23 protein-coding genes, 5 tRNA genes, 1 pseudogene, 1 riboswitch and 2 other annotated features (1 of these 32 only partly in view) are annotated in these 22,749 nt (G+C 30.3%); of the genes and pseudogenes, 7 read left to right on the top strand and 22 right to left on the bottom strand.

Annotation, left to right across the window (positions count from 1 at the left end; all coding sequences use genetic code 11):
* Window positions 1-74 (bottom strand) — a sequence feature (ribosomal protein L20 leader region); it reaches 36 nt to the left of the window's first position.
* A 37-nt stretch (window positions 75-111) separates the two neighbouring features.
* A complete protein-coding gene (gene thrS / locus B8978_RS05505) occupies window positions 112-2,025 on the bottom strand; it encodes a threonine--tRNA ligase (protein ID WP_084114563.1) in 1,914 nt (637 codons plus the stop codon).
* Window positions 2,026-2,069: 44 nt separating this feature from the next.
* Window positions 2,070-2,289 (bottom strand) — a binding site (T-box leader).
* A gap of 53 nt (window positions 2,290-2,342) precedes the next feature.
* Entirely contained in the window at window positions 2,343-3,263 is a 921-nt protein-coding gene (gene ytxC, locus B8978_RS05500) for a putative sporulation protein YtxC (RefSeq protein ID WP_084114561.1), read from the bottom strand.
* A gap of 118 nt (window positions 3,264-3,381) precedes the next feature.
* Between ytxC and B8978_RS05495 the strand changes: the two genes are divergently transcribed.
* Entirely contained in the window at window positions 3,382-4,080 is a 699-nt protein-coding gene (locus B8978_RS05495) for a DUF6873 family GME fold protein (protein WP_084114559.1), read from the top strand.
* A gap of 380 nt (window positions 4,081-4,460) precedes the next feature.
* Here the strand turns inward: B8978_RS05495 and B8978_RS05490 are convergent, their stop codons facing one another.
* Window positions 4,461-4,970, bottom strand: coding sequence for a folate family ECF transporter S component (locus B8978_RS05490; RefSeq protein ID WP_084114557.1), 510 nt, complete (start codon window positions 4,968-4,970; stop codon window positions 4,461-4,463).
* A gap of 69 nt (window positions 4,971-5,039) precedes the next feature.
* Window positions 5,040-5,189: riboswitch (THF riboswitch) on the bottom strand.
* Between the two features lie 141 nt (window positions 5,190-5,330).
* Between B8978_RS05490 and B8978_RS05485 the strand changes: the two genes are divergently transcribed.
* Both B8978_RS05485 and B8978_RS05480 read left to right on the top strand, forming a co-directional pair.
* The gene (locus B8978_RS05485; protein ID WP_084114555.1) at window positions 5,331-6,218 is read left to right on the top strand and encodes a glycerophosphodiester phosphodiesterase family protein; all 888 of its coding nucleotides are present in this window, start codon (window positions 5,331-5,333) and stop codon (window positions 6,216-6,218) included.
* 148 nt (window positions 6,219-6,366) lie between these two features.
* On the top strand, window positions 6,367-7,080 hold the full coding sequence (locus B8978_RS05480) for a polysaccharide deacetylase family protein (protein ID WP_084114554.1): 714 nt from the start codon (window positions 6,367-6,369) through the stop codon (window positions 7,078-7,080).
* Between the two features lie 257 nt (window positions 7,081-7,337).
* Here B8978_RS05480 and B8978_RS05475 read toward each other — a convergent pair whose 3' ends face one another.
* The 6 genes from B8978_RS05475 to B8978_RS20370 form a co-directional block, all read right to left on the bottom strand.
* On the bottom strand, window positions 7,338-8,126 hold the full coding sequence (locus B8978_RS05475; RefSeq protein WP_084114552.1) for a zinc ribbon domain-containing protein: 789 nt from the start codon (window positions 8,124-8,126) through the stop codon (window positions 7,338-7,340).
* A gap of 559 nt (window positions 8,127-8,685) precedes the next feature.
* A complete protein-coding gene (locus tag B8978_RS05470) occupies window positions 8,686-9,078 on the bottom strand; it encodes a hypothetical protein (protein WP_139795987.1) in 393 nt (130 codons plus the stop codon).
* A gap of 156 nt (window positions 9,079-9,234) precedes the next feature.
* Window positions 9,235-9,462, bottom strand: a complete 228-nt coding sequence (locus B8978_RS05465) for a P-loop NTPase fold protein (RefSeq protein ID WP_341435448.1) — start codon at window positions 9,460-9,462, stop codon at window positions 9,235-9,237.
* Window positions 9,463-9,494: 32 nt separating this feature from the next.
* Complete coding sequence (locus B8978_RS19750; protein WP_176212620.1) at window positions 9,495-9,665, bottom strand: hypothetical protein; 171 nt, start codon at window positions 9,663-9,665, stop codon at window positions 9,495-9,497.
* A 13-nt stretch (window positions 9,666-9,678) separates the two neighbouring features.
* Window positions 9,679-10,122 (bottom strand): P-loop NTPase fold protein, encoded by a 444-nt coding sequence (locus B8978_RS05460; RefSeq protein WP_084114546.1) that lies wholly within the window; start codon window positions 10,120-10,122, stop codon window positions 9,679-9,681.
* Window positions 10,119-10,244 (bottom strand): hypothetical protein, encoded by a 126-nt coding sequence (locus tag B8978_RS20370; protein WP_278326780.1) that lies wholly within the window; start codon window positions 10,242-10,244, stop codon window positions 10,119-10,121. Before B8978_RS20370 ends, B8978_RS05460 begins: the two co-directional genes overlap by 4 nt.
* A 209-nt stretch (window positions 10,245-10,453) precedes the next feature.
* Between B8978_RS20370 and B8978_RS05455 the strand changes: the two genes are divergently transcribed.
* Together B8978_RS05455 and B8978_RS05450 are read left to right on the top strand one after the other, a co-directional pair.
* The gene (locus tag B8978_RS05455; RefSeq protein WP_084114545.1) at window positions 10,454-10,801 is read left to right on the top strand and encodes a four-helix bundle copper-binding protein; all 348 of its coding nucleotides are present in this window, start codon (window positions 10,454-10,456) and stop codon (window positions 10,799-10,801) included.
* Between the two features lie 162 nt (window positions 10,802-10,963).
* Window positions 10,964-11,800, top strand: a pseudogene (locus tag B8978_RS05450) (IS256 family transposase); the annotation flags it as partial.
* A 293-nt stretch (window positions 11,801-12,093) separates the two neighbouring features.
* Here B8978_RS05450 and B8978_RS05445 read toward each other — a convergent pair.
* The 13 genes from B8978_RS05445 to B8978_RS05385 all read right to left on the bottom strand — a co-directional run bounded on the left by B8978_RS05445 (window position 12,094) and on the right by B8978_RS05385 (window position 20,457).
* Window positions 12,094-12,167, bottom strand: a tRNA-Cys gene (locus B8978_RS05445).
* A 7-nt stretch (window positions 12,168-12,174) separates the two neighbouring features.
* Window positions 12,175-12,249 (bottom strand) — tRNA-Gly (locus B8978_RS05440).
* 8 nt (window positions 12,250-12,257) lie between these two features.
* A tRNA-Phe gene (locus tag B8978_RS05435) sits at window positions 12,258-12,333 on the bottom strand.
* A gap of 20 nt (window positions 12,334-12,353) precedes the next feature.
* Window positions 12,354-12,430, bottom strand: a tRNA-Asp gene (locus B8978_RS05430).
* A 5-nt stretch (window positions 12,431-12,435) separates the two neighbouring features.
* Window positions 12,436-12,511 (bottom strand) — tRNA-Val (locus tag B8978_RS05425).
* 84 nt (window positions 12,512-12,595) lie between these two features.
* Entirely contained in the window at window positions 12,596-13,480 is an 885-nt protein-coding gene (gene hslO, locus B8978_RS05420; protein ID WP_084114544.1) for an Hsp33 family molecular chaperone HslO, read from the bottom strand.
* 17 nt (window positions 13,481-13,497) lie between these two features.
* Window positions 13,498-14,235, bottom strand: coding sequence for a class I SAM-dependent DNA methyltransferase (locus tag B8978_RS05415; RefSeq protein ID WP_084114542.1), 738 nt, complete (start codon window positions 14,233-14,235; stop codon window positions 13,498-13,500).
* A 127-nt stretch (window positions 14,236-14,362) separates the two neighbouring features.
* On the bottom strand, window positions 14,363-14,629 hold the full coding sequence (locus tag B8978_RS05410) for an alpha/beta-type small acid-soluble spore protein (RefSeq protein ID WP_084114540.1): 267 nt from the start codon (window positions 14,627-14,629) through the stop codon (window positions 14,363-14,365).
* Window positions 14,630-14,823: 194 nt separating this feature from the next.
* Entirely contained in the window at window positions 14,824-15,792 is a 969-nt protein-coding gene (locus B8978_RS05405) for an ABC transporter ATP-binding protein (RefSeq protein WP_084114538.1), read from the bottom strand.
* Window positions 15,792-16,811, bottom strand: a complete 1,020-nt coding sequence (locus B8978_RS05400; RefSeq protein WP_084114536.1) for an ABC transporter ATP-binding protein — start codon at window positions 16,809-16,811, stop codon at window positions 15,792-15,794. The genes B8978_RS05405 and B8978_RS05400 overlap by 1 nt, the downstream gene beginning before the upstream one ends.
* A gap of 14 nt (window positions 16,812-16,825) precedes the next feature.
* On the bottom strand, window positions 16,826-17,746 hold the full coding sequence (locus tag B8978_RS05395; protein WP_084114534.1) for an ABC transporter permease: 921 nt from the start codon (window positions 17,744-17,746) through the stop codon (window positions 16,826-16,828).
* Window positions 17,747-17,757: 11 nt separating this feature from the next.
* On the bottom strand, window positions 17,758-18,690 hold the full coding sequence (locus B8978_RS05390) for an ABC transporter permease (protein ID WP_084114532.1): 933 nt from the start codon (window positions 18,688-18,690) through the stop codon (window positions 17,758-17,760).
* A 78-nt stretch (window positions 18,691-18,768) separates the two neighbouring features.
* A complete protein-coding gene (locus B8978_RS05385; RefSeq protein ID WP_084114530.1) occupies window positions 18,769-20,457 on the bottom strand; it encodes a peptide ABC transporter substrate-binding protein in 1,689 nt (562 codons plus the stop codon).
* Between the two features lie 596 nt (window positions 20,458-21,053).
* Here B8978_RS05385 and dapA point away from each other — a divergent pair.
* Window positions 21,054-21,944 (top strand): 4-hydroxy-tetrahydrodipicolinate synthase, encoded by an 891-nt coding sequence (dapA, locus tag B8978_RS05380; protein WP_084114528.1) that lies wholly within the window; start codon window positions 21,054-21,056, stop codon window positions 21,942-21,944.
* Window positions 21,945-21,948: 4 nt separating this feature from the next.
* A complete protein-coding gene (gene dapB / locus B8978_RS05375; RefSeq protein WP_084114526.1) occupies window positions 21,949-22,701 on the top strand; it encodes a 4-hydroxy-tetrahydrodipicolinate reductase in 753 nt (250 codons plus the stop codon).
* Window positions 22,702-22,749 lie beyond the last annotated feature (48 nt).

Below are 22,749 nucleotides of genomic sequence, written 5' to 3'. Positions count from 1 at the left end.
ATAAACAAAATTAAAATCTAACCCAACTAGCAAAAGGCTGAAAGGTGAGAAACGGCATGTTTCTTCTTGACGTAACTATAATACTACTTATTTTACACATTGTCAATAGTATTATAAACTATTTATTTTTTCTTTTATCTCTATTTTTATTCTGCTAACAAAATCATCTACATTTAAGCTTCCAAGATCTCCATCTTTTCTACTTCTTACAGATATCTTATCTTCCTTAACCTCATTGTCACCAATTACAAGCATATAAGGTATTTTCTGAAGTTGAGCTTCTCTTATCTTGTATCCGATTTTTTCATTTCTTACATCTGTCTCAACTCTTAAACCTTCTTCTTTTAATATATCAACCACTTTATTTAAATATTCAACTTGATGTTCTGATATATTCATAATTCTAACTTGAACTGGAGCAAGCCAAGTTGGGAAGGCACCTGCATAATGTTCTGTTAATATTCCCATAAATCTTTCTATACTTCCAAAAACAACTCTATGAATCATAACAGGTCTATGCTTTTCACCATCTGCTGCTATAAAACTAAGATCAAATCTTTCTGGCATTTGGAAATCAAGTTGAATTGTTCCGCACTGCCATGTTCTTCCAATGCAATCTTTAAGATGGAAATCTATCTTAGGGCCATAAAAAGCTCCATCCCCTTCATTTATCTTATATGGAAGTCCAACTGCATTTAATGCACCAATTAATCCATTAGTAGCTGCTTCCCAATCCTCATCACTTCCCATAGAATCTTCTGGTCTAGTGGAAAGTTCAACAAAATATTCAAAACCAAATACTTTATAAAATGAATCAATAAGTTTTATTACTTTAAGAACTTCTTCTTCTATTTGGTCTTTTGCTAAAAATAAGTGTCCATCATCTTGAGTGAAACATCTAACTCTCATTAAACCTTGAAGTGCTCCTGATTTTTCATGTCTATGAACAATTCCAAGTTCTGCAAGTCTTATTGGAAGTTCTCTATAAGAATGAATGCCACTCTTATAAACAAGTATAGATCCTGGACAATTCATTGGTTTAATAGCATAATCTTTTTCATCAATTTTTGTGAAATACATATTTTCTTTATAATGATCCCAATGACCTGATTGATGCCAAAGTTCCTCGTTTAATATTATTGGAGTTTTTATTTCATCATATCCAGCTTTTGCATGCACTTCTCTCCAGTAATTTTCAAGTATATTTCTAATAACCATTCCCTTTGGATGGAAAAACGGAAATCCTGGTCCTTCTTCATGTATGCTGAAAAGATCAAGTTCTTTACCTATTTTTCTATGATCTCTTTTTTTAGCTTCTTCAAGCATATTTAAATATGCATCTAAGTCAGCTTTTTTAATATATGCTGTTCCATAGATTCTCTGAAGCATCTTGTTCTTCTCATTTCCTCTCCAATATGCTCCTGCAACTGAAAGAAGTTTAATTGCTTTTACTTTTCCAGTTGATGGTACATGAGGTCCTGCACAAAGGTCAGTGAAATCCCCTTGTTTGTAAAAAGATATAACTTCATCTTCTGGCAAATCTTCAATAAGTTCAACCTTGTAGTCTTCATTTTTATCTTGCATAAACTTAATGGCTTCGTCCCTTGGAAGTTCAAACCTTTCTAAAGGCAAATTTTCTTTCACAATTTTAGCCATTTCTTTTTCTATTTTTTCAAGCATTTCTGCTGTTATTGAAAACTCAGCATCAAAATCATAATAAAATCCATTATCTATTGCTGGTCCAATTGCAAGTTTAACATCAGGATAAAGTCTTTTTACCGCCTGTGCTAGTATATGTGATGCAGTATGCCTTAATATCCATTTTCCATCTTCATCTTCAAAGGTCAATATTTCAAGTTTACAATCCTCATTTATTTCCTGCATTAACTCTGCTCTCTTGCCATTAACTTTTGCACCTAAACTCTTTTTATATAAGCCAGTGCTTATGGTTTTAGCAACTTCTCCAATTTTTGAACCTTTTGGTACTTCTAAGACACTACCGTCTTTTAATGTAACTTTAACCATAATAATTTCCTCCTAATTTAAAATATAAAAAAACCCGTCCCAAATAATGGGACGAGTAACTTCGCGATTCCACCCAAATTAATATCACACAAAAGTATAATATTCACTTAGTATCATTAACGCCTAATAGCGGATTAGACCTACTAATATTCAGTCTTCAACTCAGAGGTGGTTTTCAGCAAATCTTATTCAAAAAATCTCTCAGCAAATGATTTTTCTCTCTTAGAACAGTGTCTCCTTACTCTTCCTCTTCACAGTATTTGTAATATTCTTTTATTTAATTGTATTCTAGGATTTTATACATGTCAATACAAAAATTAGTTTCTAATAAAGTTTTTCTTTAAAATATTACATGTTTTACATTCATCACAGAAATAAATCTTTTGTTCAAATACTTTTTTTATTGTCTCTAAAAGTTCTTTATTAAAGAAATACTCTGCACAATGTATTACTATTCTCTTAGGTGCCAGCGTTATAAGTCCACTAATAATTAAATCCTCCTTATTTACAGGAGCCTTATATCCAGAAATATTAACTTCTTCGCTCATTTTGTTTAATATGCTATTTCCATTTGAATCAAATATTTTGTAATTACCATCTTTATCTGCATATATATTGACTTCATCAATTTTGCATTCCTGTATATCTACAAAATATTTTAATAATTTTATGAATTCATCATACTCTTTTTCAACCATATATTTTTCTATAATTTTATCCACAATACTTTGAAAATCTTCTTCTGCTTCCTTAATTCTAAATGTTATATATCCTTCAATATTTACTTCTTCTGTCTCACTAATAAATTTTTTTATTTTATTTATTATAGAGTTTTTTCTATTTATACAATAAACTTCCGTTTCATCTTTTATTTTTCCTTCACAAAAAAATTCATCCATGCATAATCGTTTTACTTCATCTATTTCACTATCCATAAGGAAAAAATATGTTTCACTAATAAACTCATCAAGTTTTTTATCGTAAAACTCTCTTGCTAGCATCTTATAAATAAGCATACTAAAATATAAATTAAAATTTCCTATTGTTCTTTTATTAGATTCCTCATCACTACAAAATATCTTTATAAAATGAGTTTCTGCTTCCATTTCTTCAGAAATCCCTAAATTCACACCTTTTATTGCTAGATTATTTTTAATATCATCTATACCAGATATTATTTCCTCATTACTATCGTTATAAACAATGCCTTTAAGAAGCATCTTAATCACTCCTTCCATGAAATTAGCATAAAATTAGTATGTGTCTAATAAATCTGTATATTCACTATATTTAAAATAAATATCGACAAATTATAAAAAACGACTATACTATATACTAGTTAAAGGGGTGTTTATATTGAAAAAAATATTATTAGATTATAGAACAAGTAATTTAGAAAAAGAGACTTTACTAAAAAATGGATATGAACCATTATTAGTACCTAAAAATAACCTCCTATACTACTCGGTTTGTGGACATCCTGATATGCTTATTCACATTTTAGATAAAGTAAACATTCTAGTTCATAAAGATATGGATTCTTTCTTTATTTACACTCTAAAGTCACTTGGATACAATGTATTTTTAAGTGAAAACAGCATAAAATCAAAATATCCTTATGATATATTATTAAATGGTGTGCAAATTGGAAATAACTTTTTGCATAATTTAAAATATACAGATCCAAAATTGTTGACTTTTTTAGAACAGAAAAAATTTTTAGATGTTAAACAAGGTTATAGTAAATGTTCAACCGCTATAATAAGTGACACCGCTGCTATAACAAGTGATATAAAAATCTATGAGCGTTTAAAATCTGTTAACATAGATGTACTTTTAATTCCACCAAAACACATTGAACTTCCTGGATTAGATTATGGTTTTATAGGTGGTACCTGTGGCCTACTTGATAGTGCCACTATTGCTTTCTTTGGAAGCTTGAAAAAATATAAATACGGAAAAGAAGTTTTATCATTTTTAATAAAACATGATGTAAAACCAATTTTTTTAAGTGATGATCATTTAATAGATAGAGGTTCACTTTTTTGTATATAAAACAGATTTAAAAATCATTAGGTCATAATAGTGAGAAATTGCAAAGCATGGGCGAAGGGTCGCTAAAGCGAGGTGAAGGGTTTGACAGGCGCTTTGCTGGTCAAAGGTGATGGGTTTTCCGTGGGAAAAACCTACTGTTAAAATACATAGTAGAGTTGTCTCTAAATATTAAGACATACAAATTAATTATTTTTCTGACGTAGAAGGAAAAATTTCCTTAGCCTTTATGGATTTATCCATAAACACTTCACCTTTTATCCGAGCATAGCAAGGATAAAACCCATCACCTCGCCATTTGGCGACCCTTCGACTTTTAACGTGCGCAGCAATCGTTAAAACTCTTCACCAATACTTCGCACTTTCTTTATATCATGACTTTGTTAACTATTTAACAATCTCATTCTAACAAAACTTCCAACTCTGTCGATACATACATAAATTAAAAATGTTTGAATTGGTATCATTATTAAATCCTTCAAAACTCTTATACCAATTATAGTCATAAATGCTTTACCATATAAAACAGATAACCAAAATGTATCCATTCCCATATTAACAATAAAGTTGATTAATATAACTGTTACAAGTATTCTTTTTACATTTAATTGTTTCTTATAAAGCGCAAAACCATAAATTAGTCCAGTTATAAATGCACTTATTGTAAATCCAAAGAAATATGCACCTTGTGGAAATACAAGTGTACCAATTATATCAGAGATTGCTCCCACTATACCAGCTGCCATTGGTCCAAACATAACTCCAGCAAGAACTACTGTTATAAATCCAAACCCAACTTCTATGAAAGTAGTTTTTATTGATATAAATCTTCCAAGTATTATATTAAGCGCAACTAATAATGCTATATAAATATAACGTTTTGTCCTGTTCATCTAAAATCCCTCCTCTCTTTATATAAACAAAAATAATTTATCCACATAAAGAGGAGAGCCCCTCGACGTGGCAGCGGAATGCAATAATTGTATCGTAACTAAAATATAAAATTTACTAATTTTATATTTATTAAAGTTTTCGTCTAGTGGCAACTTCCCGTCCAAAACTAGCACTTAAGATATAATAATTAAATCTAACGCACAATTATCTACTCTGCCATATTTTATTATACAAATATATTTTAATACTATTTTAATAAATGTAAAGTATATTCTTATAAAACAAATAGTTGTTGCCATACTATTTATTTGAATGTATTATTTATTTAGGTATTATTTTAATACTTGGAGGTGAAACACATGTATATATCTAATGCTAAGTTTAAGTTTATATCTATATCAATCATTATTTTAATATTGTCTTTAGTTTTTTCATTTTCCAATAAAGCAAACTCTGCCCCCAAAAATGTATCAGAGAAAAAAAATGTGATTTATTTAAATAAGCTTTATAACTTAAGTGGTATAAAAATCATTGCACATAGAGCAACTTACTATAATGAACCTGAAAATTCATTAAGTGGTATAAGAAGTTGTATAAATTATAAAGTAGATTATGCAGAGATTGATGTTCAGGAAACAAAAGATGGTACTGTTATACTAATGCACGATTATAATCTAAAAAGATTAACTGGATTAAACAGAAAAGTTAGCGATTTAGACTATAATCAAATAAAAAAATTAAATATACACTCTCATGTTTTTCAGAGTTTAGGGTACGAAAAAATACCAACTCTAAACCAAGTAGTTACTTCCTCAAAGGGTAAACTAAATCTTATAATAGAAATAAAACCTTATGGAAATACAAATGATTTAACTAAAAAAGTCGTTGCCATTATGGAAAAAAATGACATAGTCAAAACCTCAATGGTTCATTCATTGAGTTATGGCATATTGTTAAATGTAAAAAGGTTAGATCGTAATATAACAACAGGCTACATTGTAACTAATCCAATAAAGAACTTGGATTTAATGAATGTAGATTTTTTTAGTATAAAACAAAATATACTAAATCCAAATCTAATTAAAACCATACACCAATCACACAAAAGAGTATTTGTTTGGACAGTAGATAGTTCATCTAATATAAAAGATGCAATTAATCTTAATGTTGATGGTGTAATAACAGATAAACCCGAAACATTAAAAAATTTACTTAATGAGAAATATAAAAAGATTAATAAAATTTAATGTATATCAAAGCAACTATTCTATTGAGTAGTTGTTTTTTATTTCACTTAAATTTTTACCATAATTACTCCAGTATAAATGTTTGCAATGTGATAAAAATAACTTCGTAGATTAGTATTATAGACGAAAAGATTGGAGGACACTTATAATGACAAAGAGATTAATTATTTTTATTCTTATTTTCTGCCTAATGCTTGAAATGTCCCTATTTCCAAAAAATATTTCAGCATTGAATTTAAATAGCGAAGAAAAGATTATATATCTAACCTTTGATGACGGACCAAGTGATCCAATCACTAATAAAGTTCTTGATATATTAAAAGAAAACGATGTTAAAGCTACATTTTTCCTTATAGGGAACCAGATAAAAGGCTTAGAAGATGTAGTAACTAGAATCAACAATGATGGTCACAGTATAGGACTTCACACATACACTCATAAATTTAATAAAATTTACTCAAATAATGCCAATTTTATTATGGAAATGAAGAAATGTCAAAATGAAATAAAAAAAGTTACTAATACTACTCCAACAATTCTTAGATTTCCAGGCGGTAGTAGAAAACATTTAAGTATTAACCTACTGCAAACCCTGCATGATAAAAATCTTAAGATATATGATTGGAATATGGAAACTCTAGATGGAATAAACCCTAAACTTTCACCATATAAAATACTTAAAGCTGCCACTAATAACAAAGAAAATTTATCTACTGTTATACTACTTTTACATTGTGATTATATGCATAAAAATACATGTGTTGCTCTCCCTAACATTATAAAATATTACAAAGACCATGGCTACGTATTTAAACCTATTACCAATGATACTCCTGAATTATATTTTCCCATAAAAAAATAGAACCCAAAAATGAGTTCTATTTTGGAGGCGCCACCCAGATTTGAACTAGGGGTAAAGGTTTTGCAGGTCTTTACAACCCTAAATTACAAACTATTTTATAATACTATTGTCTTTATATCCCCCATTATTGCATCATTATTTAAAATATTTATTTTAGAATTACACTATAAACCATTAGTTTTTACTTATTTGGGACAGTTAAAAGGACAGACACTATAGAAAAAATGAGTAACTTTTAAGCTACTCATTTTTTCTATTTATTTTGTTGGTGTAAGAGTTACTTGGTTTAAACTTGCCACTGTAACTATGTCTCCATCATTTAGATCTACAGTAACCTGTTTTACGCCACCATCACCTAAAATTTCATTTGTTTTAGGCAAACCATTTGAATCATATACAACAAAATTACCACCACCATTAGCAGTTGAAGCATTATATCTACCTTTAACTATATCCTCGCCAACTGTCCAGCTTCCACTATAAATATTTACTGTTTGTGAAGATGTTGCGAAAGGTGCTGTAACTGGTTCAAAATGAGTTTTATTTATACCTTGAAGTTGTATTTGATCTCCATTTTCTATTTTAACTCTTACTTTTGCAACTCCCTGTCCATCTTGAACTCCTAAAATTTCATTAACCTTTAAATCTACACTACTAGCATTAACAGTGAAGTTTCCACTTCCGTCTAATGATGTTGCATCATATAATCCAACTGGAATATCTTTACCGCCAGTAAATGTTCCAGCTCCTAAATCTGTAGCTTTCCCTGTCACTTGTCTTTGTTTTACTGCCTGTGTAGTGCTATTATCAGCTTTAGTTGTATTAGAAGATGATGCTGCTTTAGTTGAACTTGTTGCAGTAGTACTAGTTTTATTTCCACCATTAACAGCAGATACTATTATTATTAAAACAATAATCACTGCTATACCTGTTATAATTTTGTGTTTCCCGAAGAAACTCCTTTGATCTTTTCCACAGCTCGGACATAACTTTGCTCCCTTTGCAATTTCTTTACCACACGCTTTGCAATTTGTCATTTTTGCCACTTTAAACCACCCCTAAAATTAGAATTTTCTATTATATTGTAACAAATTGTTTACAAAATGGCAATATATGAATATATTTATTGATTTTTGTAAATAATTATAAATGTAGTTTTCCAAGAGATAATTTTCCTGTGACGGGCGTGCCGAAAGGTGCGTTCTTTTTATATTAAAATAGAGTTAAAGGAGTAGCTATTAAGCTACCCCTTTTAATTATTTGTTTTCAGTTTTATTAATTATTTTTAAAAATTTAAATCCACTATAGATATACTTTTTAAAAATAAAAAACGCTAAGTTATAAACCTAGTGTTTTCCATGGCGCGAGCACGCCTGTAAGCCGAGTTCTGTATTTGAGAATACACGTATTTTTCCTTATCTATATTTATCCTAACATATCTTTAACATATTGAATTTACTGGGCTTAAGTACATTTTTACATTTTAATTTATCATATTTTTATTTGTTTTGTAGATGGTAGGAAGAATATCGGAAGCTTTATGATAATCCTTAGTTTTTTCATATTTATATCCAATAGCTGTCTATATTAGGCTTTAAATTTAAATTATTCCGCATATTCATAACTAAACAATTCTAACTTTCTTTCTATATAATTACTTACTTTTTGGTTAAGCAACTCTTTATTTTCCTTTATGCCCTCTAAATCATTTATATCTATAAATAAGTTAAAGTTATTATCCCTAACACTATCTATGATAAAGTCCTCGTTACAATTTTCAAATGTAACTCCAGTACTTCCATTTATAGCTGAATTTAAAACTTCACAAATTTTAAGATTGTTCCTGCTGCAAACCATATCCATAAATTCTTTTATATTATCCGTTATTAACCATATTTTATCTTCAATTGTTGTAATTCCATCATTACTCGTGTTTGTTTCATGTTTGAATTTTTCATATAATATAATTTTGTAATTTTCAATATACTTATATTTCATAACAAGAAGAAAAACATACACTTCTTTTAATCTGTCGTCTTCACAAAATTTTAATGAGGTGTTAAACAAGAGCAGTATATTTAAAAAAATAGAATTCATATCTCTAAGCGTTAATTTCAACTTATCAAACAACTCAATTATTTGATTTTTTAATCCTTAACTAATAGTTAATTTGTCCGTAATTAAATAATTAATATATTCATCTGTTGAAGGAAGTGGCATTTTGAAATTCAAATCAAAAAATCTTCTTAAATATCCTGTCGAATCCATATTTTGCCCATATATAGTTGCTATTGAATGACTTAAGTGTTCCATATCAATAGCTAGTACAAATGTTATGTTCTCTAAATTAAAAAGATGCTTAATTATCTCCAACGTTTCTATAGCAAAAGTAGGTCTACATCTATCTAGTTCATCTACAAAAAATATAACTTTATTTTTTTACTAATCTTGCTTATTATTTCTTTAAAGTTGTCTTTTAATTTCTTGTATTCCTTAAATTCATTATATATACCATTGTTCTTATTTATTTTTATGTATTTTTCTAATTCGTCTTTGTTATTAATATCTACAATTCCTTTTGACACGTCTTGTATGATTTCAATAATGTCGTCCGTATCTATTCCTAATTTTTTTTTTGATCAAATTTTGTGTCACATTCTTCCCCATGTATTTAAGCAATCGAATAGATGTCTTTTTTAAATCAGATATTATTTCTTCTTTTTTAGCGATATATTTAAGGTGAGTTTCTAACTCATTTAGAAGGCTAACTAATGGTTCATTCCAATCATCATTATCCCATGCATTATAATGAATTATTTCCATTTTTTCATTTCCTATTTTATCTTCTCTTATAGCTGAAATCCATTTATTTATAAATGTAGTCTTTCCTGTACACCATGGTGAATCAAGTGCTATTACTAAAGAATTGTTAAATGTATATTTATTTCCTTCTTTTATTATTTGAGTGAGATTATTTGCAAAATTTCTCCTATTCAATACATCATCATGGTCGAACGTACAATCTTTATTAAATTCATTCATATATTTGATTCATCTTCCATTATAATTGTTTCAAGTTTATTCTTTTTAAATATACAATAAGACTTACCCATATATTTAATTTTGATACTTCCACAACTTTTACAGTTCCTACTAATTTTCATAAAGTTTCACCTCATGAAACATATTCTATATATGATACAAAATTTCCTTCTTTAGCATATATTATATTTCGATTGTGTCACAATATGAGAATATTACTATTTAAAATAGTGTCTTAAAATTTAGATTTGTCATTTAATTTTAGTATAAAAATATTTAATTTTACACATAATATACTTCATATGAAAAATTAGATAAAGGAGTTTTTAAAATGAGTGTAGCAACTATGACAACAAATAAATTTCAAACATGTATTGATGAATGTAATAGGTGTTCACAAGCATGTTATGAATGTTTTAAAGCATGTCTAAATGAATCTGATGTTAATGCAAGAAAGAACTGTATAAGCATTCTTGTTGAATGTGCACAAATGTGTCAAATGTCGTCATCACTTATGTCAATGAATGGCCAATTTATAAAAGACCATTGTCAACTTTGTGCTACTACTTGTGATAAATGTGCACAAGAATGTTCAATGTTTAAAGATGAACATTGCCAAAAATGTGCACAAGAATGCCGTACATGTGCTAATGAATGTAGAAAAATGGCTGGTATTTAATACTCCACAATAAGCGGTTAGGAATATAATAAAGTACCTAACTGAGCCTGTGAAAAAAAGTCTGTAAATTAGAATTATCATTAAGGTTTTCTATGATAAAATAAAAATCATAGGAGGCTATTTATTATGGTAAGAAAAAAAGAAGTTTACAAAGTAAAACCAATGACTGAAGGAAAGAAAAATATTATTGCAATTCTTATGGATGAATACAATATTCAGTCAGCAGAAGATATTCAGGATGCTTTAAAGGATCTGCTTGGCTGTACTATACAAGAAATGATGGAAGCAGAAATGGATGATCATTGGGGCTATGAAAAATATGACCGTTCTAATGAACCAAACTATAGAAATGGAAGAAAATCCAAGAAAATTCGTAGTAAGTATGGTGAAATGGACATAGATGTTCCTCAGGATCGTCAGAGTACTTTTGAACCTCAGATAGTAAAAAAACGTCAGAAAGATATTTTAGCAATTGATGATAAGATTATTTCCATGTATGCCAAAGGCATGACAACTAGGCAGATATCAGAAACCATTGAAGATATTTATGGCTTTGAGGTAAGTGAAGGAATCATTTCTGACATTACCGACCGATTATTGCCACAAATTGAAGAATGGCAGCAACGTCCGTTAGCAGCTGTATATCCAATCGTTTTTATAGATGCTGTACATTTTTCCGTCAGGGATAATAATATCATCCGAAAACTTGCTGCATATGTTATTTTGGGTATCAATGACGCAGGAAGAAAAGAAGTATTATCCATTCAAATTGGAGAAAATGAAAGTAGTAAATACCGGCTCAGTGTTCTAAACGAACTAAAAAATCGAGGAGTAAAGGATATACTGATTCTTTGTGCTGACGGCCTTACCGGCATTAAAGAATCCATATCAGTTGCATTTCCCCATACAGAGTACCAGAGATGTATTGTTCATCATGTACGTAATACTTTAAAATATGTACCTGATAAAGACAAGAAAGTTTTTGCAAAAGACTTAAAGACAAGGCAGGAAGTCATTTTTGTGCCTATCCTACCTTCAAATTATTATCATAGAAAGTCAATTTACAGAGAAAATTTCACACCCTCTCAAAGAGACTTGGACATAGTAGAACTTCCATAACAGATGATATTTATATTCACGTCAAACCTCATATGCAAAAAGAAGCTGCCGAAATTTTTGGTAAAGCCATCAAAAAAGCAAAATGATTTCCTTAGGACAGTCCGTAAGAAAATCATCATCTAGTAATAAAAATATAAAACCCTTGGAAAGTGCGATTTCCAAGGGTTTTGTTTTGGAGGCGCCACCCAGATTTGAACTGGGGGTAAAGGTTTTGCAGACCTCTGCCTTACCACTTGGCTATAGCGCCATATGTTTGGAGCGGAAGACGAGATTCGAACTCGCGACGTTCACCTTGGCAAGGTGACGCTCTACCACTGAGCCACTCCCGCAACATAAATGGTGGCCAATCCAGGAATCGAACCAGGGACACGAGGATTTTCAGTCCTCTGCTCTACCGACTGAGCTAACTGGCCACATATGTATCAAAGAATATTGGCGACCTGGAAGGGGATCGAACCCTCGACCTCCGGCGTGACAGGCCGGCACTCTAACCATCTGAGCCACCAGGCCAATATTGGTGGGCACTACAGGGCTCGAACCTGTGACCCTCTGCTTGTAAGGCAGATGCTCTCCCAGCTGAGCTAAGCGCCCAATACCACTTTGAACACATACTATTTTATTATACAAATGATCATTTGTCAATATTTTTTATTCATATTATGCTTGATTTATTTTTTACTTTACACTATTTTCTAATAATTTTCCAATGTCTTCATGAGTAAATTCATATGATTTATTACAAAAATTACATTTCAATTCTTCATTTTTGCCTTCATTATATATTTCAGTTAAATCCTTTTTACCTATGCTTATTAAAGCTTTTTCAACTCTTTCCCTTGAACAATCACATTTATATTCAGGTGTCATTTCTCCTATTATCTTAAGATCCATATCTTCAAATATGTAATTCAAAATCTCCTCTATACTCATACCATCACTTATAAGCTTAGTTATCTGAGGTATTTCTTCTAATCTATACGTTATAAGATCTGCAGTTAATTCATTATGCCCTGGAAGCATTTGAATTATAAATCCACCTGACGCTTTAATACTTAAATCTTTATCAACAAGTACTCCAACCCCAACTGCAGATGGTACTTGCTCTGAAGCTGTAAAATAATACGCTAAATCGTCTCCAATCTCACCTGTATATATTGGAACTTGACCTACATATGGCTCTTTAAGCCCCATGTCTCTTATTACTGTAACTGAACCTTCTTTACCTATTATGCCTGATACATCTAATTTGCCTACGCTATTTAATGGCAAATCTGCAACTGGATTTCCAATATAACCTTTTACACTTGCGTCACTATGTGCTGTTACTACTACTCCCTTTGCTATTCCACCTCCATCTATTTTTAGTGTAAGTGAATCCTTTTCACTTTTAAGCATAGCTCCCATAAGTGTTCCTGCTGTAAGCATTCTTCCTAGAGCTGCTGAAGCAGTTGGAGCACACTCATGCCTTTTTACTCCATCATTTACTAGTTCAGTTGTAATAGCTGCAATTATTCTTACTTCACTATCTTTAGCTGTTGCTATAACTAATTTATCTTTCATTTATTAACCCTCCCATATCACTTGACAATATAAACTATTCTTTCAGACTTTTCATTTAATTTTTCATTAATATCGTAATTGCTTAACTTGTTTAATATTGTAAATCCACATTTAGAAAGTAATTCTTCTATTTTTAACTCTTTATATGCTCTTTCTAAGTGTTCTTCGTCAAATCTAATGTATTTTTCATCATCTTTAACAAAAAAAGTTAGATACATGTCCACAATTTCATCTTCAAAAGTGTTTTCCCATATATAAACAACGTCACCATCATCATAAGTAAATATGTTATTGCCCATAATCTGACTTAACTTATAATAAGAATTTATGTCAAATATGAATATACCATTTTCATTTAAATGCTTTTTTACAGACCTTAAATACTCCTCTACTTTCTGTTCTTCCAATATATAATTTGTAGAATCTAAGCAGCAAGTTATAAGATCAAACTTTCTATTTAAATCTAGGCAGCAAATATCTTGGTTTATCAAAGTTCCCTTAATGTTTTCTGCCCTAAGTTTTTTATCAGCTTCCATAAGCATATCATCGGATATATCTACTCCCCATACATGCTTAAATGATTTGGCGATTTCTTTCGTAAGGTTTCCCGTACCACAAGCTAAGTCTAAATAATAATTGAAATTTACATTATTATTTTTACATATATCTACGATAACCTTCGACCAAGCTTTGTAATCAAAGTCTCCCTGTATAAGTTCATCATAAATATGAGCAAAATCTTTGTAACACTCCATACTATCCCCTTAAATAAAACTTCTAAACCACAAATAACTTTAGCAGTTATATTTAGTTCCCTTTCTAATAATCTCTATTGAAAATTACAATTAAAATATTATCTATTTTTAACACTTAAGTCAACCTTCATTTAATATTATCATCTGTTTTTTGTTGAATTTCTGAATTTTTAGGTATATTAAGCTCTTTTTTTCTTCTTGTCATTATTCCACCAATTCTTCCTGTTTCCTCAGCTGTTAGTGAAGCCCAACCTAATGCATCAATCTTTTCACTAAGACCTAATTCATCTGCTATTTCATATTTTATTTTTTCTCTTACCTTTTCTAACGGACTTAATTCTTTATTTGACTTTAGCTTGGCTTTTATAACTTTTTTAAGTGGTGTTTTTCCCATGTTTGCCCCTCCAATATATATATTATTATTTATTGTTAGCATATTAAATAATAATATACATTCTTATTGGATATATATTTTTTTAGAATCAAAAAAAATGGGATATAACACCCATATATCTATATTTAAAGAAAATAACAAGTCAATATGCTGGTCTATCCTGCATCTTTGACTTGTTATTTTCCCAATGTGTCTTAGAAAAGATGGCAACTAACAAAGTGATCTTTTTCTACTTCTTTAAACTCTGGTTTTTTATCAAAACATTCTGGTTTTGCATACTTACATCTTGCTGCAAATCTACAACCTGGTTTTGGATTAATAGGACTTGGTACTTCCCCTTCTAGCTTGATTCTTTCTCTTGTCTTTTCAATCTCCGGATCAGGTATTGGAATCGCAGATAAAAGTGCCTGTGTATACGGATGAAGTGGTTTTGCATATAATGCATCACTTGTTGCAAATTCAACCATAGTACCTAAATACATAACACCAACTCTGTCGGAAATATGTTTAACCATTGATAGATCATGAGCTATAAATAAATAAGTAAGTCCCATTTCTTTCTGAAGTTTTATTAAAAGATTTACTATTTGCGCTTGTATTGAAACGTCAAGTGCAGATATTGGTTCATCACATACTATAAATTCTGGTTCTATAGCAAGAGCCCTTGCTATCCCAATTCTCTGTCTTTGTCCACCTGAAAACTCATGAGGAAATCTTGAAGCATGTTCTCTATTTAGTCCAACATGATCGAGCATTTCATATATTTTTTTTGTTCTTTCATCACCTTTATAAAGTCCATGAATGTCAATTCCTTCAGCTATTATATCTCCAACCGTCATTCTTGGATTTAACGATGCATATGGATCTTGAAAGATTATCTGAGCTTTTTTAGTAAAATCTTTTTTAGCTTTCCCTTTTAATTGATGTATGTTAACGCCTTCATAATTTACTTCTCCACCTGTGGCAGAATATAGCCCTAAAACTGTTCTTCCACAAGTTGTTTTACCACAACCTGATTCTCCAACAAGTCCAAGTGTCTCACCTTTTTTTATAACAAAGCTAACGTCATCAACAGCTTTTAGTGTAGCTCCTGGTCCTACATTGAAGTACTTTTTTAAATTTTTAACTTCAATTAAAATATCATTTGAATTATTCTCTGACATTACTTTGCACCTCCTGCTTTTAATGGTGACTCAACTTTAGGCGCCATAGGGTGTTGAAGCCAACATGAAACTGAATGTGTTTCAGATAATTTAGTTTCTTTTGGCATTTCTTCCTTACAAATTGGCATTGCATATTTACATCTTGCTGCAAAAGGACATCCAACTGGAGGTCTTAACAAATCCGGAGGAGTTCCATTTAAAGAATATAATACATCTTTATTACCTGTATCAAGTCTAGGTACTGATTGTAAAAGTGCCCATGTATATGGATGCTGAGGATTACTAAAAATTTCATCAGTTTTTCCTCTTTCAACAATTAATCCTGAGTACATAACTTGGATTCTTTGTGCAACGCTAGCTACAACACCTAAATCATGAGTTATTAATACTATTGCTGTACCAAGTTTATCTTGTAAATCCTTCATAAGATCCATAATTTGTGCTTGTATTGTAACATCTAATGCAGTTGTAGGTTCATCAGCAATTAATATGTTAGGGTCACAAGCTAAAGCTATTGCTATCATAGCTCTTTGTCGCATACCACCTGAAAATTGATGTGGATACTGATTAGCTCTTTTATCTGCATTTGGTATATTAACAATTTTAAGCATTTTTATAGCTTCTTCAAAAGCCTCTTTTGAAGAAAGTCCTCTGTGAATCATTATACTTTCAGCTATTTGTTTTCCAATTTTCATTGTAGGATTTAATGAAGTCATAGGATCTTGGAAAATCATGCTAATTTGTCCGCCTCTTAATTTTCTAAGTTCATTGTCTTCCATTTTTAAAATATCTTTACCCTTAAATAATATCTCTGAGCCTTCTTTTATATCACCAGGTGGTGTTTGTATAAGTCTCATTATTGCCTTGGATGTAACAGATTTTCCACATCCAGATTCTCCAACTATAGCAAGTGTCTCACGCTCATTTAAGTCAAAACTTACACCTCTAACAGATTGAACTTCTCCAGCATAAGTGTGGTATGAAACTTTTAAATTTTTTACCTCTAGTATTTTTGCCATTTTAAATTTCCTCCTTACTGACGTTGTTTTGGATCAAGGGCATCAGATAATCCATCACCTAATAAGTTAAATGTAAGCATTATTAAACTTATTACGAGTGAAGGCCAAAACAATTGATAAGGATAAAACATCATATTAGGAGTTGCATTGGAACATAATGCACCAAGACTAATATTAGGAGATTTAATACCTAAACCAATATAACTTAAAAATGCCTCTGCAAATATATAACTTGGAACTGCTAAAGTTACATCAACTATCATAATACCAATTACATTAGGCATTAAGTGCTTTAATATGATTCTAGATGAATTTGCACCCAAAGCTTGTGATGCTAATACGTATTCTTGTTCCTTAATAGAAAGTACTTGGCCTCTAACCATTCTAGCCATTCCAGTCCATCCAGTTAAGGTCATTCCAATAATAAGTGGTATAATTCCATTACTATTCATAACAATAATTATTATAAGTACTAATATTAGGTATGGAATACTATTTAATATTTCAACTATTCTCATTAATATATCATCAACAACACCACCAACATAACCAGAAATACCACCATACAATGCACCTACAACTAGTTCTATAAATGCACCTATAATTCCTATTATTATAGAAGTTCTAGTTCCTGCCCATGTCCTAACCCAAACATCTCTTCCTAAATCATCTGTTCCAAACCAATGTAAAGAATTTGGACTAATATTAGTAGTAGTTGGACTTACACCATTAACACCAAACGGTCTAAAAAATGGTGCAAAAATAGACATAAGTGCTATTATAACTAGGAGAACCAAAGAAAATACTGCTATTTTATTCTGCTTTAATCTTCTCCAAGCATCTTGCCAATAGGTAATATTTTTTCTGACTATTTCGTCGGAATTGTTATTTTCGCATCCAATGATTTTAAATTTTTCCTTTGAAAGTTCTGCCATTTTTTCTCCTCCTATTTTTTGCCACCGCTAAGTCTTATTCTAGGATCAATAAATCCATATAGAACGTCTACAACGAATACTGATATTATATATAAGATTGCGACAAAAATTGTTGTTCCCAATATAACTGGGTAATCCCTGTCTGAAACGCAACTTACAAAATATCTTCCTATTCCAGGTATTGAAAAAATAACTTCAATTACAAATGTTCCAGTAAATATCATTGCTATTTGTGGTCCAAGCATTGTAATTGCTGGCATAATTGCATTTCTTAAAACATGTTTATAAACTAAAGCTACTTTTGAAACTCCTTTTGCTTCTGCTGTCATAATATAATCTTGTCCAATTACTTCTATACAATTACTTCTCATAAATCTAGCATAAACTGCTATTGTACCTAAAGCCATAGAAAGGGCTGGTAATATTGTGTATTTAAATCCTCCCCATCCTGATGTAGGGAATACAGAAAATTTAACCGTGAAAAAATACTGTAGTAAAGCTGCTAAAACAAACGATGGTATGGCTATACCTAATATTGCTATAAACATGACTGTATAATCCTGCCATTGATTTTTTTTAAAGGCAGCTACAATTCCAAGAATAATTCCTAAAGCAAAACCCAATATTAAGGCTTCTCCTCCAAGTTCACCTGAAACTGGTGCTCTTTGTGCTATTATACTATTTACAGTAAGCCCTGGGTATTGATATGATTCTCCTAAATCTCCATGAAGAACTAAATTTTCCATAAACAATACATATTGTGTTGTTATTGGTTTATCCAGACCGTATTTTTTATTTATATTTTTTACTGTCTGTGCTGGTAATTTCTTAGGACTCGCAAATGGATTACCAGGTATAGAGTGCATCATAAAAAAGGTTGCTGTAATAACAATAAATATGGTTATTATCATGTATGCAAATCTTTTCAGCACAAATCTCAGCATTGTTATCCCTCCAAAAGTATATTAAAATATTATTACGGCAGAGAAAAACTCTGCCGCTTAATTGTTTTTACTAGAAATTTACTTACTTGCTTTACCAGAAATATATGCATATTTGATTTCTGCTCCAGAAGCAAATGGTAATCGTTGAATTCCTTTTACATAGTTGTAAGTGAAACTACTTGATGATTGATGATAAGTAGTAGCAAATGGTACATCATCAACTAAAAGTATTTTTTCTGCTTTTTGGAAATCTTCAATTCTCTTTGATTCATCTTTTTGAGTTTTAGCATCTTCAATTAAAGCATCGTAGTCTTTGTTTGAATAAGCGTTAGTTTGTGATGTTGCAGAAGTTTCCCACATATCCATAAATGTCATAGGATCGTTGTAGTCAGCTGACCAGAATTCACCACTTTGCATTTCGAAGTTTAAAGTACTTTGATCTTGCAAAAATTGTTTCCATTCTTCATAATTTACTTTAACATTTACACCAATTTTGTTCTTAAGTTCTGATATTAACAGATCTCCCTCTTTTTTAGCTACAGCATCAGTACCTGCTTCTGTATCAACAATTGTAACTTTTGATGGATCTGGATCCATTCCTAATTCTTTTAAACCTTCACTAAATAATTGTTTTGGATCACCTTTTAATTCGCTTAATGGAGATTTAACTTTGTCTCTATAGAAATCACTACCAGCCTGAACGTCTGTTGGTATATAATCATTAGCAGGTGTACCTATTCCACCACCAACAATGTTAAGATATTCTTTTCTATCTAATGATAATGCTATGGCTTTTCTTATTTTATCATTTGTCATTAATTTATTTTTATCTTTAAAATTAAATGCAAGATATCCAGTTGTAGGTAATGGTGAAGTTTTATGAACTAAGCTGCTGTTTTTAGAGAACTTATCGTTCCATTCTTTTGAAATAACAGTTGTTGCATCAATTTCACCACTTTGAAGTGCATTCATAACTGCATTGTTATCAGCCATAAAATCAAAAGTAACTTTATCTAATTTAACATCTTTTTTATCCCAATAATTTTCATTTTTTACCATTTCAATTTTACTTCCACTTTCCATTGAAGTTATTTTGAAAGGTCCATTAAATACTAACGAATCAGCTGTAGAACCATATTTAGCTCCTGCTTTTTCAACAATGTCCTGTCTTAATGGAATAAAGAACTTAAAGTTCAATAATTTTTCAAAATATGCACAAGGATGTGACAATGTTATAACAAGTGTACTTGCATCTGGTGCAGTTACTCCTAATTGATCAGTAGGAAGTTTACCACTGTTTACATCGTCAGCATTTTTTATACCGATACCTTGAAGTAAATACGCATATTCTGATGCTGTATTTGGATCAAGTGCCCTTCTTAATGCATAAACATATTGATCAGCAGTAACATCTTTTCCATCTGACCATTTGCTTTTTCTTAATTTAAATGTCCATGTAAGGCCATCTGGTGATGTCTGCCAACTTTCCGCACCTGCTGGTACAACAGTTTCCTTACCATTTTTGATTTCATCTCTTCCAAGAGCTTCCATGCTTTCTTGAAGAACATAAGATGAATACATATCTGTTCCTTTTGATGAATCAAGAGTTTTAACATCTGATGCTGGAATTGGAAGCGTTAAGTGCTGATCCTTGTCCAGTGTAGTTGAACTACTACTTGTACTTGAAGAACTTCCACAGCCAGCAAGTGCTATTGTTGAGATTACTGCTGCTGAAAGCAATACTGTTAATAATTTTTTGCTTTTCATTAGATTTCCCCCTTAAAATTTGTTTATAAATGTAAAAGTCAGATTACTAGCATTATAAATCCAACTGTATTACCGTAATGAAAAAATAGTATTTTTACAATATTTTGTTATAACTCTTTTTTTATTAACTAATATATGTATTCTTTAATAATATCCAAAATTGCTTTGGTTTTTCATACCAAATTCATTTTTTACATGTTATCATAAATAATAAAACAGTGTCAATTCTAGATTTGACCATTAAGTACAACTCTTCTTCATTTTTTAACGCTTTTTAGTATATATTCTTCATTTTTTAACGTTTTAATAATTTTATCGTTTATATTTTTTATATTGCTTAAGATATACCAAATATATTTTCACAACCTTTAAATTCTGTTTATTTTAATATATTATATCACTCTATACTTAGAAATATCATATATATTATTTAAATTTATTCATTTTTTATATACTTAATATGAATTAAGCAATTTTATCCAAGCCAAATAATTTATTAAAATTAATAATTGTATTTACTCCCCTAAAAAACTATACACTTATATATGATAAAGTTATATAATAAACTGTAACAATTTATATATGAGGAGGATTCTATGAGTATTTTTACAGGAAGCGCAGTTGCAATTATAACGCCTTTCACTAATTATGGTGTTGATTTTAGAAAACTTGAGGAATTAATTGAATGGCACATAGAGAAAAATACAGATGCAATAGTAATATGTGGAACTACCGGCGAAGCTTCAACTATGACTACTGATGAAAAAAAAGAAACAATAAAGTTTACAGTAGAAAAGGTTAACAAAAGGATTCCAGTTATAGCTGGCACAGGTAATAACAACACATTAGCAAGTATACAGATGAGTAAATGGGCTGAAGATATTGGAGTTGATGGCGTTTTAATAATAACTCCTTACTATAATAAAACCACACAAAAAGGGTTAATAGAACATTTCAAAGCAATAAATGATTCACTTAATATCCCAATTATACTCTATAATGTTCCTGGAAGAACAGGTATGAATATAAATCCTGAAACTTTACTTGCACTTAGTCCACTAAAAAATATTATAGCTATTAAGGAAGCTAGTGGTAATCTAAGTCAAATATTAAAAATGAAATCTATTTGTAAAAATAGATTTGATATTTATTCTGGAAACGATGACCAAATTGTACCCATTCTTTCTATTGGAGGAAAAGGTGTAATATCCGTTTTGGCTAATATAATGCCATATGAAGTCCATGAAATGGCAACTTCATATCTTAAGGGTGATATTGAAAAAGCTCTAAAATTGCAATTAGAAACTTTTTTTATTACAAATGCTTTATTTATAGAAACAAATCCTATTCCGGTCAAAACCGCAATGAATCTACTTGGTATGGAAGTTGGATCATTAAGACTTCCGCTTTGTACAATGGATGAAAAAAATCTTAAAATTTTAAAGTCATCACTTATTAACTATGGATATGAACTTAAGGAGGAATAATATTATGATTAAAGTTTTATTAATTGGATGTTCTGGAAAAATGGGTAAGATGATTTATTCATCTTCTGAAAAATTAGATACTATAGAAATATCAGCTGGCATAGATAGAAAATCTGATGCAATTTCAAAATTTCCCATTTTCACCAATATAAACGAATGCACAATACCAGTAGATGTTATATTGGATTTTTCAAGACCAGATTCTTTAGATGGAATATTAGAATTTGCAGCTTCAAAAAAAATTCCAGTTGTTCTTTGCACAACCGGTTATTCAGAGGATCAAATTAAAAGCATTAAACTTTTTAGTGAAAAAAATCCAATATTTCGTTCAGCAAATATGTCTATCGGAATTAATGTTATTAACAACATACTTAAAAATATAAGTTCACTGCTTTATGAAGATTTTGATATTGAAATTATTGAAAAACACCACAATCAAAAAGTTGATGCTCCTAGTGGAACAGCACTTTTACTTGGTGATACAATAAAAGACTCTATAAATGAAAACACACAATATGTACATGGAAGAAACGGTAATCATAAGAGAGAACATTCTGAAATTGGTGTACACGCAATAAGAGGCGGTACTATTGTTGGTGAACATGAAATAATTTTTGCAGGAGAAGGAGAAATAATAGAACTCAAGCATACTGCACTTTCTAGAGAAGTTTTTGCTGTTGGTGCCTTGAAGGCTTGCGTATTTATGGCAAAACAAAAACCTGGTTTATATAATATGGATAATGTATTGAACTTGTAATGTTTATTTCTTAATATAAAGAAATTACGAAGTACCTGGTTAAAGATT

This window comes from Clostridium acidisoli DSM 12555 (genome assembly GCF_900176305.1).
In the GTDB taxonomy this organism is placed as follows: domain Bacteria; phylum Bacillota; class Clostridia; order Clostridiales; family Clostridiaceae; genus Clostridium_I; species Clostridium_I acidisoli.
Note: the sequence above shows the minus strand (reverse complement) of the source record. Positions and strands in the feature narration are given on the sequence as shown.